The 15,472-nt window shown below is 68.1% G+C and carries 19 protein-coding genes; 7 read left to right on the plus strand and 12 right to left on the minus strand.

Annotated elements, in window-relative coordinates:
• Positions 1 to 7: 7 nt before the first annotated feature.
• Genes AC2A1K_RS09900 through AC2A1K_RS09930 form a run of 7 tightly spaced genes read right to left on the minus strand, consistent with a single transcriptional unit; the run spans position 8 to position 4,350 of the window.
• On the minus strand, positions 8 to 343 hold the full coding sequence (locus AC2A1K_RS09900) for a hypothetical protein (RefSeq protein WP_483896135.1): 336 nt from the start codon (positions 341 to 343) through the stop codon (positions 8 to 10).
• Complete coding sequence (locus tag AC2A1K_RS09905) at positions 336 to 1,586, minus strand: tyrosine-type recombinase/integrase (protein ID WP_483896136.1); 1,251 nt, start codon at positions 1,584 to 1,586, stop codon at positions 336 to 338. Before AC2A1K_RS09905 ends, AC2A1K_RS09900 begins: the two co-directional genes overlap by 8 nt.
• On the minus strand, positions 1,586 to 2,125 hold the full coding sequence (locus tag AC2A1K_RS09910; RefSeq protein ID WP_483896137.1) for a helix-turn-helix domain-containing protein: 540 nt from the start codon (positions 2,123 to 2,125) through the stop codon (positions 1,586 to 1,588). The genes AC2A1K_RS09905 and AC2A1K_RS09910 overlap by 1 nt, the downstream gene beginning before the upstream one ends.
• Positions 2,122 to 2,346 carry a hypothetical protein gene (locus tag AC2A1K_RS09915; protein ID WP_483896138.1) on the minus strand — a complete coding sequence of 75 codons (225 nt, stop codon included), beginning with the start codon at positions 2,344 to 2,346 and terminating at the stop codon, positions 2,122 to 2,124. Before AC2A1K_RS09915 ends, AC2A1K_RS09910 begins: the two co-directional genes overlap by 4 nt.
• On the minus strand, positions 2,343 to 3,590 hold the full coding sequence (locus AC2A1K_RS09920; RefSeq protein ID WP_483896139.1) for a hypothetical protein: 1,248 nt from the start codon (positions 3,588 to 3,590) through the stop codon (positions 2,343 to 2,345). Before AC2A1K_RS09920 ends, AC2A1K_RS09915 begins: the two co-directional genes overlap by 4 nt.
• A complete protein-coding gene (locus AC2A1K_RS09925; RefSeq protein ID WP_483896140.1) occupies positions 3,587 to 3,943 on the minus strand; it encodes a WhiB family transcriptional regulator in 357 nt (118 codons plus the stop codon). The genes AC2A1K_RS09920 and AC2A1K_RS09925 overlap by 4 nt, the downstream gene beginning before the upstream one ends.
• Positions 3,940 to 4,350, minus strand: coding sequence for a hypothetical protein (locus tag AC2A1K_RS09930; protein WP_483896141.1), 411 nt, complete (start codon positions 4,348 to 4,350; stop codon positions 3,940 to 3,942). Before AC2A1K_RS09930 ends, AC2A1K_RS09925 begins: the two co-directional genes overlap by 4 nt.
• A 124-nt stretch (positions 4,351 to 4,474) precedes the next feature.
• Here AC2A1K_RS09930 and AC2A1K_RS09935 point away from each other — a divergent pair, with 124 nt between their 5' ends.
• The 4 genes from AC2A1K_RS09935 (at position 4,475) to AC2A1K_RS09950 (ending at position 7,593) form a co-directional block, all read left to right on the plus strand.
• The gene (locus AC2A1K_RS09935; RefSeq protein WP_483896142.1) at positions 4,475 to 5,314 is read left to right on the plus strand and encodes a hypothetical protein; all 840 of its coding nucleotides are present in this window, start codon (positions 4,475 to 4,477) and stop codon (positions 5,312 to 5,314) included.
• Positions 5,314 to 6,132: a protein phosphatase 2C domain-containing protein gene (locus tag AC2A1K_RS09940; protein WP_483896143.1), complete on the plus strand. Its 819-nt coding sequence runs from the start codon at positions 5,314 to 5,316 to the stop codon at positions 6,130 to 6,132. Before AC2A1K_RS09935 ends, AC2A1K_RS09940 begins: the two co-directional genes overlap by 1 nt.
• A gap of 119 nt (positions 6,133 to 6,251) precedes the next feature.
• Entirely contained in the window at positions 6,252 to 6,743 is a 492-nt protein-coding gene (locus tag AC2A1K_RS09945) for a RipA family octameric membrane protein (protein ID WP_483896144.1), read from the plus strand.
• Between the two features lie 13 nt (positions 6,744 to 6,756).
• Complete coding sequence (locus AC2A1K_RS09950) at positions 6,757 to 7,593, plus strand: toll/interleukin-1 receptor domain-containing protein (RefSeq protein ID WP_483896145.1); 837 nt, start codon at positions 6,757 to 6,759, stop codon at positions 7,591 to 7,593.
• On the opposite strand, the gene AC2A1K_RS09955 is transcribed toward AC2A1K_RS09950, so the two are convergent.
• The 3 genes from AC2A1K_RS09955 to AC2A1K_RS09965 form a co-directional block, all read right to left on the minus strand.
• Entirely contained in the window at positions 7,590 to 8,144 is a 555-nt protein-coding gene (locus AC2A1K_RS09955) for a hypothetical protein (RefSeq protein ID WP_483896146.1), read from the minus strand. The genes AC2A1K_RS09950 and AC2A1K_RS09955 overlap by 4 nt on opposite strands.
• A 330-nt stretch (positions 8,145 to 8,474) precedes the next feature.
• On the minus strand, positions 8,475 to 8,888 hold the full coding sequence (locus AC2A1K_RS09960) for a TIR domain-containing protein (protein WP_483896147.1): 414 nt from the start codon (positions 8,886 to 8,888) through the stop codon (positions 8,475 to 8,477).
• A 9-nt stretch (positions 8,889 to 8,897) separates the two neighbouring features.
• Positions 8,898 to 9,782, minus strand: coding sequence for a rolling circle replication-associated protein (locus AC2A1K_RS09965; RefSeq protein ID WP_483896148.1), 885 nt, complete (start codon positions 9,780 to 9,782; stop codon positions 8,898 to 8,900).
• Positions 9,783 to 11,306: 1,524 nt separating this feature from the next.
• Here AC2A1K_RS09965 and AC2A1K_RS09970 point away from each other — a divergent pair.
• Entirely contained in the window at positions 11,307 to 11,909 is a 603-nt protein-coding gene (locus tag AC2A1K_RS09970) for a TetR/AcrR family transcriptional regulator (protein ID WP_483896149.1), read from the plus strand.
• A 565-nt stretch (positions 11,910 to 12,474) separates the two neighbouring features.
• Positions 12,475 to 12,774 (plus strand): DUF6506 family protein, encoded by a 300-nt coding sequence (locus AC2A1K_RS09975; RefSeq protein WP_483896150.1) that lies wholly within the window; start codon positions 12,475 to 12,477, stop codon positions 12,772 to 12,774.
• A gap of 86 nt (positions 12,775 to 12,860) precedes the next feature.
• Here AC2A1K_RS09975 and AC2A1K_RS09980 read toward each other — a convergent pair whose 3' ends face one another.
• Entirely contained in the window at positions 12,861 to 14,066 is a 1,206-nt protein-coding gene (locus AC2A1K_RS09980; protein ID WP_483896151.1) for a cytochrome P450, read from the minus strand.
• A 110-nt stretch (positions 14,067 to 14,176) separates the two neighbouring features.
• Between AC2A1K_RS09980 and AC2A1K_RS09985 the strand changes: the two genes are divergently transcribed.
• The gene (locus AC2A1K_RS09985; RefSeq protein WP_483896152.1) at positions 14,177 to 14,839 is read left to right on the plus strand and encodes a TetR/AcrR family transcriptional regulator; all 663 of its coding nucleotides are present in this window, start codon (positions 14,177 to 14,179) and stop codon (positions 14,837 to 14,839) included.
• A gap of 259 nt (positions 14,840 to 15,098) precedes the next feature.
• Here AC2A1K_RS09985 and AC2A1K_RS09990 read toward each other — a convergent pair.
• The coding region (locus AC2A1K_RS09990) for an ATP-binding protein (protein ID WP_483896153.1) at positions 15,099 to 15,472 on the minus strand (374 nt) is incomplete at its 5' end.

A 15,472-nucleotide genomic window follows, 5' to 3' on the forward strand; every position in this document is an offset into this window, starting at 1 on the left:
TTCCCTCTCAGGAAGCCTGCTCCCGGTCGGCGTCGTTGCAGTTGTCGTTGCAGTTCCGTTCACGGGCGGCCTCGACGCCGGCGGCGTACGACCGACGCATCAGCGACGCGAGCGTGGCGACCATGTAGGTCTCCCAGGCCGCGACCCACATCAGGCAGCGGCGTTCGAAGTCGCTCAGCTCGACGTCGGCCAGGGCCTCGGTGAGCACGGCGGCCTTGCGCTTGCGCTCGCGGTTGCGGTGGGTCTCGGCGTTCTCCCAGCGCTGCCGGAACAGCGAGCGGTCCTCGCGGTCGTAGGGCGGCGTGAGCCGCAGCGGCGGCTCCTCGATCGGGCGCTCAGGCATCGTCGCCCCACAGCGCCGACCCCATCCGTCGGGCCGCGTCCCGGGCGACCTCGGAACCGATGTGCGTGTAGCCCTGCGTGGTGCGCACGTCGGAGTGGCCGAGGATTTCCTGCACCGCGCGGATGTGCACGCCCTGGGCGACCAGCAGCGTCCCGGCGGTATGGCGCATGTCGTGGACGCGGACCTCGCGCACGCCGGCCGTCCGCAGGATCGTCTTCCACTCCTCCCAGTCGCGGCGCGGGTCGACGGGCCGGCCGAGGTCGGTGGCGAATACGAGGTCCCGGTCCTGCCAGCTCTCGCCGGCCCGCTCCCGCTCGAGGTCCTGGGCGGCCTTGTGCTCGCGCAGGGCGTCCACGAGGCGGGTCGGCAGGGTGACCGTGCGCCGGCTCTTGCCCTTGGGTCGGCGGAACACGAGTCCGCCGCCGTAGCGCTGCGGGCAGGCCGTGGCGTGGCGCCGGCAGCCCTTCGGACAGGTGGGTCGGTGCAGGCGCTCCCCGCACACGTGCGGGTCGTCGCAGCCGTGACGCCAGCGGTTGCGCTGGAGCTGCCACCAGACCTTCACGTCCCCGGTGTCGAGGTCGACGTACTCCCAGCGCAGCCCGAGCGCCTCGCCCTGACGCAGACCCGCCGAGAGCGCCACCGACCAGCGGGTCCCGTTGCGCAGCTCGGCCGTGGCCGCGAGGACCTGGCGCGCCTCGGCGAGGGTGAGCTGCTGCTGCTCGACCTCGGGCGACGACGGCGGATCGACGAGCAGCGCGACGTTGCGGTTCACGTGCCCGCGCCGGTGCGCGATCTTGAGCGCGCGGGACAGGATGCGGTGGGTCTTGAGCACCATCGACGGCGCCCGGCCGGCATCGAGCATCACCGCGTAGAGCCGGTCCAGGTGCTCGGGCGCGAGACGGTCGAGCCGGTGCCGCCCGAGGTTCGGGATGATCCAGTTCGTGGCCTGCGACCAGTACGCGTCCAGCGTCTTCGGCGTGACTCGCTGCGGCGCGATCGTGTCGAGGTACGTCGTCATCCACGCCGCCACGGTCGGCGCGCGACCGGCCTTCTTGGTCTCGCCGCGCTCCCGGTCGCGCTCGAGCTTGCGGACCTTCGTCGTCACGCCGGCCTCGGTGGTGGCCTGCAGGTGCCGGCGGTCGAGCCGGCCGTCCGGCTTGTGCCCGACGGTCACGTAGCCGTGCCAGTAGCCGTCCGCGCCCTCGAAGATCGAGGAGCGCTGGTTGGGCTTGCGGGTGCCCATCACGCCGCGCCCTCGGAGAGCCGGGCCACGTAATCCCGCACGGCCTGGTCAGGGACGCGGCGGCTGCTGCCGATCTTCACCGACGCCAGCTCGCCGGCGTTCATCAGCCCGAAGACCCGCGAGCGGCAGATGCCCAGCAGCTCGGCGACCTCTTCGACGCGCCACAGGTACTTGGTGGTGTTCACGGTGCTGTCCTCCGGGTCGGACGGGCTGAGGTGGTCGAGGTGATTGCGGGCGCGGTCGAGGTGGCGGGCGAACGCCTCCAGGACGTCACGGGCGTCGTTCAGCCCGGCGCGGGCCTGGCGCAGCGCATGGATCGGGTCGCTGCCGCGGTCGTCGCGGTAGTCGACGGGATCGGCGGTGCGCAACGGCCGAGCCACGTGCTCGAGGAGCTGCGGCAGCCGGTGCGCCAGGTCGGTCAGGGCCCCGACGACCGCGGAGGTGTCGGGCGCGGTGAGCGCGGCGTTCATCGCGACGTGATTGGCCGCGCGGACGGCGCCGGCCGCGGCGCTGACCTGCTCGGCGACGGTCGTGGTCATCGGGTCTCCTTGGGGACGTCGGCGGCGCGGTCGGTGGCGGCGCCGAGCTGGTGGGCGAACTCGCCGGCGCTGCTCGACACGGCAGGTCCGAGGGTCGGGAAGGCGGCGAAGAGCAGGACGAGGGTCACGACGCCGGACACGAGCGCCGGCGCGGCCTTGCGGCTCTTGACCAGCAGGGCGGTGACGAGGCCGGCGATGACGACGATCGCGAGCAGGTTCACGACTCGGCCCGCCGTCCGAAGCGCTGCACACGGTCGACGTACTCGCCGTACTCACCCAGGTACGGGACGCGGATGCGCTGGCAGTCCCTGCCAAGTCCTGACAGGTATGCGACGCCGGGGTCGGCGTTGGCGTGCTCCTGACCCAGCGCGCGGGCGTCGGCGCCGTGGAGCATCTCCAGCGAGTCCGCCGGAACCCTGAAGCTCAGCCTCAGGGCGAACTGGTCGCGGGCGTAGCCGCCACCCACCGCGGTGGCCTCGAAGCGCTGGGCCAGCATCAAGACCCGGAACGCGGCCTTGCGGCCCTCGCTCAGCAGCCGCAGCACGGCGGAGCGGATGCGGTCACCGACCGGCACCCCCTCGCCGCGCTTGGGCCTCGGCAGTGCGTCCGCGGCGCGCAGCAGACCCGGGAACTCCTCGAGCGGGACGAGCACCGTCGGGCACTCCGCCGAGGGCACGATCTTGTCCCGGCGCGGCGGGATGGTCGCGAGCCGGCGGTCCATCTCGGCCACGAGGTCCTCGAGCAGCACCGCGTGGGCGGCGATGTCCGCGGTGCCCGTGGCCTGATGGGCGCGGTGGATCGTGCCGTCCCAGGCGCGCCCGAGCAGCAGGCCGGTGATGTCCGAGCCGGCGATCAGCACGTCGGGCGCGGCGGCGAGCTGGGCGAGCAGCCCGTATGTGAACACCGACTTCCCCGAGCCGTTCATGCCCTGCACGGCCACATGCGCCGGGTCGGTGACCGCGTGGCCGAGCGTGACGCCGTCCTCGGTCCGGCCCAGGACCACGGCCTCAACACCAGAGGGGACGACGGCCGGCGGGAGGCCGAAGCCGTCGCGCAGCGGGTCGGCGTCGAGCAGGTGCAGCCGCACCCAGCGTCCGGCGATCGGTTCGACCCGCAGCCCGTGGGCGCCGAGGGTGTGCGCCAGCCGAGGCCCGTTCTCCTTGGCCGTGAAATCGCCCGGCTCCTGTCCGGGCAGCAGTTCCACGGTCAGCGAGGTGGGCGGGCCGACGCGGACCTCGCCGACGCGCGGAGTGCGGATGGTGACGCCGGCGGCGACCTGGACGTAGTGGCAGATGCTCAGGCCGGTGCACGCCTCGCGGAACGCGCCGCGGACGAGCTCGGCGTAGGCGACGATCGACGCCTCGTAGTCCCGGCGGGCCTGGCGCTCGCGGAGCCGCCCGAGGAACCCCGGGCCGGCACCGCCACCTGGTGCCCGCTCGAGGGTGCGGGTCCCGGACACGGTCACGCTCCCTTCTCCTGGCAGGTGGGGCAGAGCGACCCGTCCACGGCGGGGACGGGGAACAGCAGCGAGCAGGCCGCGCACGCCGGCTCCCGGTCCGCGATCGGGTCGGGGACGCCGGCGAGGCGCTGGCGCCGGATGGCGCGGCGCTCGGTGGGTGTGGTGGCCGCCCAGATGCCGTCGTCCTGGCCGGTGTCGAGCGCCCAGGTCAGGCACTCGGTCTGCACCGGGCAGCGCCCGCACACCGGCCGCACCGCGGAGAGGTGGCGGGCGACGATCGGCGCGGTGTCGTCGTCGGTGGGCGGGAAGAACAGCTCCGGGTCGGTGTCCCGGCAGGCCGCGCGCGTCTGCCAGCTCATGACGCCGCCGCCTCGGACTGCGCGGCCTCGTTCCGCCGCTGGCGCGGGGTCGTGGAGGCCAGAGCGCGGACCTCCTGGCAGCGGTACCAGACCTGGGCTCCGGTGACGTTGCCGTTGCGGTCCTTCTTGTCCATCACGCCGATCTCGAAGCCGACCAGTTCGACGGGCGTGGCCGGCGCGAGGTCGTCAGCGGGTGCGCGCTCGGCGACGAGACCGACCTTGATGATCTCGTTGGTGGCCCGCCCGAACTGGCGGAACCGGGCGACGAGCTGGGCCTCCCACTTCGGGAGCCCGTCCTTGGTGGTCTCCTGCCGGAACGCGTCCCCGAAGGCGATCTTGGGCTCGCAGGACAGGAACAGCAGCGACTCGAAGGTCGCGGCCTGGTCGATGGCGAAGTTCTGGATCACCGAACTGTCTCCTTGGTGTTCAGGGGTCTAAACACTGCGGCGCAGCAGGACCACCTGAGTGTGTAGGGGTCTAAACAACGTAGCAGTCTCGACCCCTGCCGGTACAGGCCCCTAAACTTGACCGGTGTCCGAGCCCGACGACGCCGAGGAGTTCCACGCCCTGCGGCGTGAACCCGACCCGATCATTCGGGGCCGGCGTGCGACCGAGCTGCTCGCGCTCTACCAACAGCGCTCGACCGAGCTGGCGCGCCTGCGCCGGGCGGCGATCGAAGAGGCCCGCGACCAGCTCGGCGGCAGCTACACCGAGGTCGCGAAGGCCTTCGGGCTCACCAAGGGCCGGATCACGCAGATCAGGCAGACCGCGCCCGTCCCCGAGCGCGCCTTCTACGGCGTCGGGCCCATCACCGTCGCGATCCCGGGCCGGCTCTTCCCCGGACGCCGGGACCTCGTGATCGCTTCCGAGGACGACGAGACCGCCGACATCATGACGGCCGAGCTCCACCGGCTGGCCTTCCACAGCGAGCGCTACCGCATCGACCCCGAGCAGCACTGGACGCCGGCCGGCGACGCCGTGGTCATTTGCGGGCCCGTCTCCGCGCCCATCGGCGGCAAGCTGCTGGCCCGAGACCCCGTGCTCGGTTTTGTCCAGCTCGAGGGCGGCCGGTGGGTGCTCGAGCGACGCGACACGGGAGAGCAGTTCGTTTCGCCCATCGACGACGACCGCCACGACGAGCGGGACGTGGCCTACCTCGGCCACCACCAGGGCGAGGACCACGTCACTGTGCACCTCGCCGGCATCCACGCCCTAGGCTCCATTGCCGCCGCCACCCACCTTGCTGCGGGACTGCAGGAGATGTGGCGCGAGATGGGGGAGACGTCGTTCTCGATGGTCGTCCGTGGCACCTTCGAGGACCAGAAGCCGACCGGCGTCGAGGTCATTGCCGGCCCCCTACGGTGGAGCTGATGGCTTCCCCGCGTATCGAGCACGCCGTCCTGCCCGCCGGCGACGGCCCCGGCCAGGACCGCTGCTTCATCGCGGACGGCCTGGTCGTCGTCCTCGACGGCGCTTCCGCCATAGACGCGGCCGTTAGCCCTGAGGCTGGTGAGTACGTCGACACTTTAGGACAAGCTCTAGTCGACCAGGTCACAGACCACCCCGAGTGCGACCTTCGCGACGCGCTTGCAGAAGCTATCAGCCTCACGGCGAACAATCTCGACCTAATCCCGGGCAAGGCGCCTTCCTCGACCGTGAGTGTCGTACGTTGGGGGCGAGACGCTATCGATGTCCTCGTCCTTGGCGATAGCCCTGTCATCGCGAAATTCATTGACGGCAACCAGCAATTGATCGCTCAACGGGCGATGGCTCAAATTGCTCCGGAGCTGCGCAACCTCTACCGTGCGCGTCTCGCTAAGGGTCACGGCTACGACGATGAGCATCGACTACTGCTACGTGAGATTCAGCGCGTAGAAGCGTCGCGCAGAAATTGCAGTTCCGGCTACTACATCGCGGAGGCCGTACCGGAAGCAGCGAAGCATGCCGACACGGCAAGCTGGTCTACTTCAACGACCCGCGCAATTGTAGCCGCCACAGACGGCGCGCTGCAGCTGATCGAGGACGTCGGAGAGACGGTCGATAAGCTGTTCGATTTGAGCAGTACGGAGTTGCTCGACCAGCTGAAGGAGCTGGCACACTGGGAGTCAAGTATAGATCCTCGGGGAATCATCAGACCTCGGTCGAAGCGCCACGACGACAAAACCTTGGCGGTGATGACTGCTAGGTAGATGTGGTGTAAGGCTGATCTGGGCCGGGCGACTTGGGTCCAAGTAGGGTAGGACGACGGCGAAAGAGGAATGTGGTAAACAATGCAACCCATCGAGGTCCTGCCCGGAATCGGAGCCTCATGACTGGTCAGAAGCTATGGAACGACAATCCGCACTACCAGGACCCAAACGTCGCAGACCGGTTGCTTGAGCAATACAAGATCTATGTTGAGATGGCCGACCGAGTCAGTGCGCGACGCGCCTTGGCTAATACGTTCTTCCTGACTCTCAATACCGCTGTCTTCGCCCTAGTTGGCGCTCTGGGTGCTCGGTTGATTGACACTCCGTTGCCAGTCCTTCTCGTACTTGTGCTGGTTGCCTTTGTGGAGTGCTTTGCCTGGTTCTTCATACTGCGTTCATACCGCCAGCTTAACTCGGCGAAGTACAAAGTTATTGGCCTCATGGAACAACGCTTACCTTCGTCGCCATATTGGGAAGCCGAGTGGCAGGAATTGGGCGAGGGTAAAGATCGCTCCAAGTATTGGCCGCTGTCGCATCTCGAGCAGTGGTTGCCGTTAGCTTTCGGTCTGTTGTACCTCGTGGCAGCCATTCTGCTGGGAATCTACAGTTGAGGATGGAGGTGTTGTGCGTCAGTCCGCCGAGTACCCGTACATATTCTTGAGCTACTCTCGAGCGGATTCAACGATTGCTCGCAGCATATCGCAACGTCTTAACGAAGACGGCGTGCGGACCTGGGTCGACGTGGAGGAGATTCCTCCTGGCAGCAACTTCGCTGAGGCAATTGCGACGGCGCTAGAAGGCGCATCGGCGATCGTTGTAATCGCCAGTGAGAACTCATCGAGAAGCAATTGGGTCTCACACGAACTGGCGACTTTCACCTCTGGCAACAGAGCCGTTATCCCCGTAGTAATTGACGACGTTGGCGCGGCCACGCTTCCATCGACCTTGAGGAAGCGGCAGTGGATCGATCTACGTTCCGGCTATGACGAAGGACTTCGAGCTCTGGTCGCGGCCGCCAAGAGCTACGCGTCCTCGAGCTTCACTCTACCCAAGCCTGATCTACAATCTAAAGGTTACGCGTTCATAAGTTACGCGGAGGAGGACATCTCCTTTGTCGACGAGCTCATCGACTTTCTAAGAGGTCGAGGCTACGGATATTGGGAGTACTCAACCTCGGAGCGCGATTACCAAGGACAGATTCACCTCGAGCTAGAGGACGTCATTAGGGAGGCGTCGGCGACCTTCTCGATCCTCACGCCGGCCTGGAAGACCTCGGATTGGACTATTCGCGAGTACCTATTCTCGCGTGAGGTTGGCACTCCAGTATTTCTGCTCAGGCTCCAGGAGGTCGGACCCACGCTGATTATTGCGGGTAGCCCTTACATCGACTTTGTGGCTAGTTCGGACGCGGGTTTCGCCAAATTGGAGCGGCTTCTGGACAAGCGAAGAATTCTCGGCTAGCTCGTCGAGGGCGCAGTTGGCGAGCCGGCCGCAACGATCCGCTGGAGCTCTCGCATGGCGTCGTCGAGTGTCCGTTGGTCGAGGTCAATCTTCACAGTGTAGTTGTAGCTAATTTTCTCGCCGTCTTCTATCCGGCGAGTGAGGTCCTGCGTGAATTCGACGAAGTCATCCACGAATTTCCTCAAGGTTCTAACTGGACTGTCCACGAAATGCGAGATTAGGCCCAATAGGTCGAGGGCTTCCTCGGGTACGCTAATGGCCCTAACCGTCGCCGACCAGTCGAGCGCGTTCTCATAGATCGACATTATCCGGCGAGCGAAATGATCGATACGTAGCGGATCGCCAGGCTCGCCCGGTGCGCCGAGCGCCCAGGTCTGAGCGTCGTTGCCTAGTAGTATATTCAGCTGTCTAACAATCTTCTGGAGGTCGTCGATGGACCGCCGGAAGAAGTCGATGAGCTCGTCTCTTTCAAGGCGTCTCTCGCCGATCTGCATCACTCCAAGCTCATGATCCCGCCACTTGGGCTCAACTTCCTCGCGCTTCTGCCACATACATCCAGCCCACAGAATCCATTCCCATCCAGCCGGCCGAACCTCAAGAAGGCGTCGTTGCAGTTCTGGCGTTCGCGGGACGCCGATAGAACGGACAGTGCCGGTATCGCTAAGTGCTTCGGCGGCAGGGCCATCGACGGCCAGCTTCTCAAGAAGAAAGCGAACAATCTCATCGGCTGGTCGCGTAGAACCGTCCAAATACGCCCGCGTCGGGGGTATTCCGGGAAGGTCCGTATTGTCAAGTCTGACGGGGAGCAAGTAGGGACCCTTGTCGACTAGTGCTCTAGCTTGAGCGCTCTGCTGTTCATGCGTGGTCCAAGACTTCTGTGCTTACGACCTGGAGGAGAAGACGACGGCGTATCGCGACTCTTGCCGATAAACTCGGTCTAAGTACGATACAAGGTCCTCCCCCCATAGTTCGCTCATCATGAATTCGTCGTAGAATACCCGAATGCCGTGCCTTCGAAGGGACTGCGCTACCGCGCTTACGTACTGTCGATCCTCGCTGGCGTAAGAGAGGGCCACATCAAACTTGTATTCCACGGTGGGAGCACCTGTCAGTCGGTCTCGCAATTCAACGGTCTTGCCTGATTGGTTCCGCGGTCTCTGCGACGCCGACAAGATACGCCAAGACCTGCAAGGTCCGTGAGCGAGGGCGCTGTCGAGAGGCGAAGTGTGTTGTGGGGCCGGCTCGGTGCGGCGGAGGAGGACCGACGCGGGTCGACTGCTTCGATGCGACGCCACTACTCAGTCCTACTTGTCGAGGTAATGAGTCAGGGTTAGCGCGAACGCTGGCCCGTCGTTGAGAGCGATCCAGCCCCGGTTGCCGTTGGTCATGAGCTGGACGCGGGATCGGGACTTTCGGAGCCGAACGCGCCCGGTGCGGGCACAGGTGCGCGGCTTCCACGTCTGCTGCGCGCGTCGCTGAGCTCGCGCCCACCGGCGGGCGATGCGGCCGGCCTGGACCCCGTGCTCGGGGCGGACAGCGATGGTGCGGGTAGCGCGCCCGAGGTTCCAGACGCCCCAGAAGCGGCCGGGACCGTTCCCGGGCTCGCGCCACTCGGCGGGAACCTCGTGCTGGTACTCCTTCGCCGCCATCAGCCCGTGCTTGGTGAAGTACGCCGCCACGCGGCGAGGATCGGTCGCCCGAAGGCCCTCGGCGTAGTCCAGCGCCGTCCCCGCGAGCTCGTGACGGCGACGCTGCTCCGGGTCGGGATGGTCGACGACGCCGGCCCACGCGTCCAAGAGCCAGACCGCGAAGCGCTCGCCAGTGGTCTTCGACAGGCCGTGCGGGGGAGTGCAGAGCATGTGCACGTGCGGCGCTCCGCGCCGCTGGAACTCCAGCTTCCACACGCACGACCAGTCCTCGCCCCACGCGCGCAAGTAGCGCTTCCGCAGCGCCTTCATGTGCCGCTTCAGGTCCTGCCCGGTGGGGACGACGGTCAGCCAGTCGCCGGGATAGGTCAGCGTCACCATCGCCGGCAGCCGGCCATCGCGGTAGAGCGGCGTGTAGTCCAGCTCGCACAGCCGGCGCGTCATCCGGTTCCGCGACTTCCGCGACCAGGCGGTGATCGACGAGCGCGGCGGCTTCTCCGGCCACTCGCCGGTCGCGATGTGCGCGGCGACGTCCTGGTCCACGTCCTTTACGTGCGCCTCGTGCGCCCGCTCGCCGGTCCGCTCCCGACGGGACCAGTCGTGGCACGCGACCGCGAACATCCCCGGCCCGACCGTCAGCTCCCACCGCGGACCCTCCCCGAGCGTGCCCGCCTCCTCGGTGACCGCGGGCAGCAGCGCAGCGGCGGCGTCGACGAGCTCGGGGGAGGGGAACCGAGGCGACCACAGCGACCCCGGGTCATCCGGAACGACCGGAGCCGCTTCCTGAGCCTCCCGGCCCGATATGGCACATAGAACAAGCCCTGGCGACCGGCCCTCGGCTGGCGCCGGGGCAGCGGCCGGGTCGGACGCGGCCGGCTTCCGCCGGCCGCTCCTGTCTTCGACCCGCGCCGGCGGGCCGGCCTCGCCTCCCACGGCCGCCACCGACGACAGGGAGGAAGCGGGCGCAGGCGTGTACGAGCGCCACGGATCAGGCAGGGAGCGCCAGGACGACGGCCGGGTCATCGGACGCCGCCGAGACGCGTGATGTTGCCGTCGGAAGCCCTCTGGGAGCCAGGCGCTCCGCCCTGGACCCGGGCACCACCAAGGGAGGGGTCGACGCGGACGGGCAGGGGTGCGGCGGGGAGGTGGTCGCGGCGGTGTCTCTCCCTCGCCGGCGCTTCCGGGGTCTGACAGCCCGGTCGCACTCCCGCAAGGGCCACGGCGGTGCTCGAGGCGTCGCCGAGGACGGAGGGTGTGGCCCTTGCCCTCGCGCGCCCGACCTGTCCGAGGCGACCCCGCGCCGCCGAGGGAGAGCCCCCGAGGCGCAGGCGTGCGGTGAGCAGACGGTTGTCGTGGTGGTGGAGAAGGTGGAACATGGCCGGCCTCTCGAGAAGGCCGACCGGGGCGCCGGTGTGGCGCGGTCAGGGCGTGCGGAACCGCCGGCGGGAGGGTCTCCCGTCGTTGCAGCAGTCGTTGCAGTTGTCCCGCGAACCGTCCTCGTTCAGGGGTATAGACCGAGACCAGAACCCCAGCTCAGGGTCGGGATGGAACACCACGAGCGATCCGCCCGGGTGCCTCGTAATGCGTAGGTCTCGGGTTCGAATCCCGAAGGCGGCTCCGCAGGGGCCAGGGAGGCTGTTCGTGTCCCGGTGGACAGCCCTCTGACCGGTTTCGTGGCCTCTCTCGCGGCCTCCAGGGACGTGCTTCTGTGCCTATCGCCTCGTCACGGTCCCTCAGAAGCGCCCTCGCGGCACGATCGGTTGGCTTCCCAGGGGTTCGCACGGGTGAAGAGGTCTACGCCGGGCTCGACCAGGTGAGCGGCGAGGAGCTCTCGTGGCGAGAGACCGTTCCGGCTCGCGCGACACGCCGTGAGAAGCGGTCCGCGACGTCGAGCACGTGGGGGGCGACAACGGAACGGTCTCCGGCCGCCGCCGCGCCCGAGCCCTTGGGCTCCGCCGGGGACCGACGCCACACGCCCCGCAACGTCACGCCCCTCTCCTCCTGCTGATGCATTGGGTGTAATTATACATCTGCTGTATATAGATGTCGACTGCAATACTTCGCTTCGTGACCGAGGAGATGGGTCGGCGGGAGCGGAAGAAGCTCGCCACGCGCCGCGCGCTGGTCGATGCGGCGGTGGAGCTGTTCACCGAGCAGGGCTTCGAGGAGACCACCGTCGCGCAGATTGCCGAGAAGGCGGACGTCAGCACGCGGACGTTCTTCCTGCACTTCGCGACCAAGGAGGACGTGCTCGCCGGTGAGGGTGATGCCCGGGTCGAGCTCGGCCTGAAGGTCATCGCCGAACGGGTCCCCGGTGAGGGTCCCGACGAGGCGTTCACGCGGGCGATGCGGGCCATGATCGACCAGCCCGAGGAGGAGACGCAGCTCGGCCGCCTGCAGTATCGGTTCGCCCCGGAGGTGCCGTCGGTCCAGGCGAACCTGCTGCACCGCCGCCTCGAGTCGGAGCGCCGGTTCGCCGCAGCGTTGCTCGAGCAGTTCCCCGACGAGCTCGACGAGATCGGCGCGAAAGCCACCGTCGCTGCGGTCATGGCGGCCACCTATGCCGCGGCGATCACCGCGCTCGCCCGCGGCGAGCCGATGGAGGGGATCCGGGAAGCGATGCGCCGGGCGGTCGAGATCGGTATGTGGGGCCGCCGCCGGAACGGGTGAGTCGTTCGATGACCACGGCTCCGACCGCGATGAACGCCGACGACGACACCGATCGTCGCCAGCCACATCCACAAAGGGCACGGACACGGAACGGTCCTCCAGCGCAGCTCGCAACGCTGAAGGTCTCCTCCGCCCACCCCGGGGTGGACCGGCGCCACCGGGCCAGCCTGTCCTGGTCCGTATCGACGACGACGCCGCGACTCGGGAGTACTCCCCTTCGGACGCCGACGCCAGGGCACGACGGCCGACCTCGACACCCAGGACCGACGCGACGCCACTCACTTCTTGCTGCTCTTGATGTATAGATGCACTCAATGCAGAATCATGGACACCTGCGGTGAGGGGTGATCGATTCTCACGGGACGTGCCACCGTCACCGCCTCCGCGCCGGAACGGGGCGGTATCGCGTTCCACCGCCGATCGTCGTGGAGCGGCAACGCCCGACCATCTTCGTTGGAGGGACATTGCCCGTCCTGCCCGACCGACGAGTGCCCTCCGTAGCGAGCTGGCAGCGTCGGCTGGGCGGAGCGCCCTGGTGGACGAAGCGTGATCAAAGGAGGAACAGGTGGCATTGACGCATTGGGCGTTCATCTACACCGCAGCGGGCAGTCCGCCCGAGGGACGGTTCAGCACGGAGGACACCGGCTCCTGCCGGACGGTGGTCGTCGGAATCCCAGGCCCCGAGCACGTCCTCGAGGTCGCCCAACGGCTGGTAGCCGACGGCGTGCAGCTCATCGAGCTATGCGGCGGGTTCGGCCCGGTGTGGGCGGGCAGAGTCGTCGAGACGATTGACGGTGCAGTGCCGGTGGGGGTGGTCGGGTACGGACCCGAGGCCGTCGACCAGATCCACGCGATCTTCGCCTGACTCGCAGCTCTGCCGCATAAGCCGAGCGGGCGCACCGGTGCCCCTCCGGCCCCGGGCACAGCCGGATGGTCGGGCGGGCAGACCACCTACCAGGCGACGGGCAGCTCGTGGACGCCGTAGACGATGCTGTGGTGCTTGTAGGGCAGCTCATCGGCTGGTACGGCGAGGTGCAGGGTGGGGATGCGCGTGAGCAGGGTGGAGAGCGCGATCTCGAGTTCCAGTCGGGCGAGGTGCTGCCCGAGGCACTGGTGAGCGCCGTAGCCGAAGCCGACGTGGTGGCGGCTTCCGCGGTGGATGTCGAGCCGATCCGGCTCGGCGAACATGCTGGGGTCCCAGTTGGCGGCGGCCAGCAGGGCGATGACTCCCTCGCCCGCGCGGATGGTCGTGGCGCTGAGCTCGGTGTCCTCGGCCGCGATCCGGGTGGTGATGAGGTCGGCGATGCTCAGGTGGCGCAGCAGCTCCTCGACCGCGTGGGGGAGCAGGTCGGGGTCCGCGCGCAGCGCGGCGAGCTGGTCGGGGTGCTCGAGCAGCGCCACGGTGCCCAGGGAGATCATGTTCGCGGTGGTCTCGTGGCCGGCGTTGAGCAGCATCAGGCACATCATCACCAGCTCGTCGCGACCGAGCTGGCCAGTGGGTTCGAGCTGCTCGGTGACCAGCTTGCTCAGCAGGTCGTCGCCGGGCTCGGTCTGCTTGCGGGTGATCAGCCGGTCCATGTAGGCGCGCAGCTCGCCCACCGCGGCCGCGGACTGCTCCGCGCTCGCTCCGGACACGACGAGCGTGCTCCTGCTCTGGAAGAACTCGTGGTCGGCGTAGGGGACACCGAGCAGTTGGCAGATGACCAGCGACGGCACGGGGAGCGCGAACGCCTCGACCAGGTCGACCGGCGGGGTCTGGGCGAGCAGGCGCTCGAGCTGGCCGTCCACGATGGACTGGATGCCGGGTCGCATCGTCTTGATCCGCTTGACCGTGAACTCCGGGATGAGCATGCGCCGGTAGAAGGTGTGCTGGGGCGGGTCCATGCGGATGAACGGCGGTCGCCGCAGGATCTGCGCTGCGCCGGGGACGAGGGCGGGAAAGCCGGGGCGGGTGCCGTCGGCGCTGAACGCCGGGCTGCTCAGCACGGTCCGGACATCCTCGTATCGGGTCACCGCCCACGCGGTGTCGCCGGTCGGTAGCGCCACCCGGGACACGGGTTGTTCGGTGCGCAGCCGTGCGTACTCCGGCGGTGGGGCGAAGGGGCACTGCCGCGGGGACGGGAAGTTCCGATTGTCGGGGATCGCGGTTCGAGGCACCGGACACTCCAAACTAAGTGGAAGAAAATCCTCCGGTTAACGGGTGGCGGTAAGCTACCACAAACGGAGGGTTTCCCTCCGTATGCAGGTTTCCGGGAGTGGAGTGCCAGGTGGTCGAGAGAGCGACCCGGCTGCGGGCGGACGCCCGCCGTCACCGCGCGCAGATCGTCGACGCGGCTCGTGAGGTCTTCCTCGAGCAGGGCGTCCAGGCTCCGCTGGAGGAGATCGCCCGTCGCGCGGGCGTCGGCGTGGCCACGCTCTACCGCCGGTTCCCCGACCGGCGCGCGCTGGTCTGGCAGGTCGCCTGGGAGAACATGGCCGTCGTCGGGGAGGAGATGGACGGCGCCGTCGCGGAGCACTCCGACGCCTGGGGTGCGTTGGCGCAGCTCATTCGCCGTCTGGTGCACCGTCGGGTCGGTGTGTTCACGCCCGTGCTGGCACCCGCCCTGGAGGAGGACCTGCGGGCCGAGGGGGGAGCGCTGAAGGCGCAGCGCAACGAGCTCCTCGAGCGGATGGAGGACCTCGTTCGCGCTGCCCAGCACGACGGACAGCTCCGCCGGGGTGTCACCCCGATCGACATCGTGCTCGGGATCATCAAACTGTCCCGTCCACTGCCTGTCATCGGCGCCGAGCTCAACGAGCTGCTGATCGACCAGCAGCTGGAGCTGTTCCTCGGCGGTCTGCATGCCGTGGCGCTGGACGCCACCGAGCCGCTGCGTCGGCGGCGGCTGACCCTCCACGAGCTGGACCGTCACCTCGGGGCGGCGGACTAGCCGGCGCCGTTCTTCTCCGCCCGGCGCTCAGGAAGACGTCGTTGATCGGAGCCGGGCGATCGGGCTCGCCACGGCCGGTATGTCCTTCGGTCTGACCAACTGCCCGATCATCGGGCTTCCGGGCCGGGGTGCCTGCTCTGGCCGTGCTCCACGCACTCGGCGTGGTCGCGGCGGGAAGGGGACCTGTGTCAAGGGACCACGAAAACTGACCCCCTGCGGGGCTGTTGAAACTTGACCCCCTTCTCGGTGGGTGGGTGGGTCAGTCCTGGTCTCGGTCTTTGGCGAGCAGCTCGCGTCGGGCGCGGGTGCGGTAGGAGTCGCCGGAGAGGGTCAGGACCTCGGCGTGGTGGACGAGGCGGTCGATCATGGCTGCGGCGACGACGTCGTCGGAGAAGGTCTCGCCCCAGCGTCCGAAGGGCAGGTTCGAGGTGACCATCACCGAGGCTTGTTCGTAGCGGGAGGCGATGAGTTGGAAGAACAGGTTGGCGGCGTCCTGGTCGAAGGGGATGTGTTGGGTCGGGGACGGGACGCCGTGCAGCCTTTCGGGCTGTCGGTTTTCCCGTCCCCGCCCGCCGAACCGGACGTGCACGTTCCCGCGCATCCGGCTCTCCACGTGTTCGTGCCGATGGGGTC

This window comes from Actinomycetospora sp. 2LY8.5 (assembly GCF_057180585.1).

Coding starts and splice junctions, on each gene's coding strand:
- AC2A1K_RS09900 (WP_483896135.1), bottom strand. CDS start 343: ATGCCTGAGCGCCCGATCGAGGAGCCGCCGCTGCGGCTCACGCCGCCC.
- AC2A1K_RS09905 (WP_483896136.1), bottom strand. CDS start 1,586: ATGGGCACCCGCAAGCCCAACCAGCGCTCCTCGATCTTCGAGGGCGCG.
- AC2A1K_RS09910 (WP_483896137.1), bottom strand. CDS start 2,125: ATGACCACGACCGTCGCCGAGCAGGTCAGCGCCGCGGCCGGCGCCGTC.
- AC2A1K_RS09925 (WP_483896140.1), bottom strand. CDS start 3,943: ATGAGCTGGCAGACGCGCGCGGCCTGCCGGGACACCGACCCGGAGCTG.
- AC2A1K_RS09940 (WP_483896143.1), top strand. CDS start 5,314: ATGGCTTCCCCGCGTATCGAGCACGCCGTCCTGCCCGCCGGCGACGGC.
- AC2A1K_RS09945 (WP_483896144.1), top strand. CDS start 6,252: ATGACTGGTCAGAAGCTATGGAACGACAATCCGCACTACCAGGACCCA.
- AC2A1K_RS09955 (WP_483896146.1), bottom strand. CDS start 8,144: ATGTGGCAGAAGCGCGAGGAAGTTGAGCCCAAGTGGCGGGATCATGAG.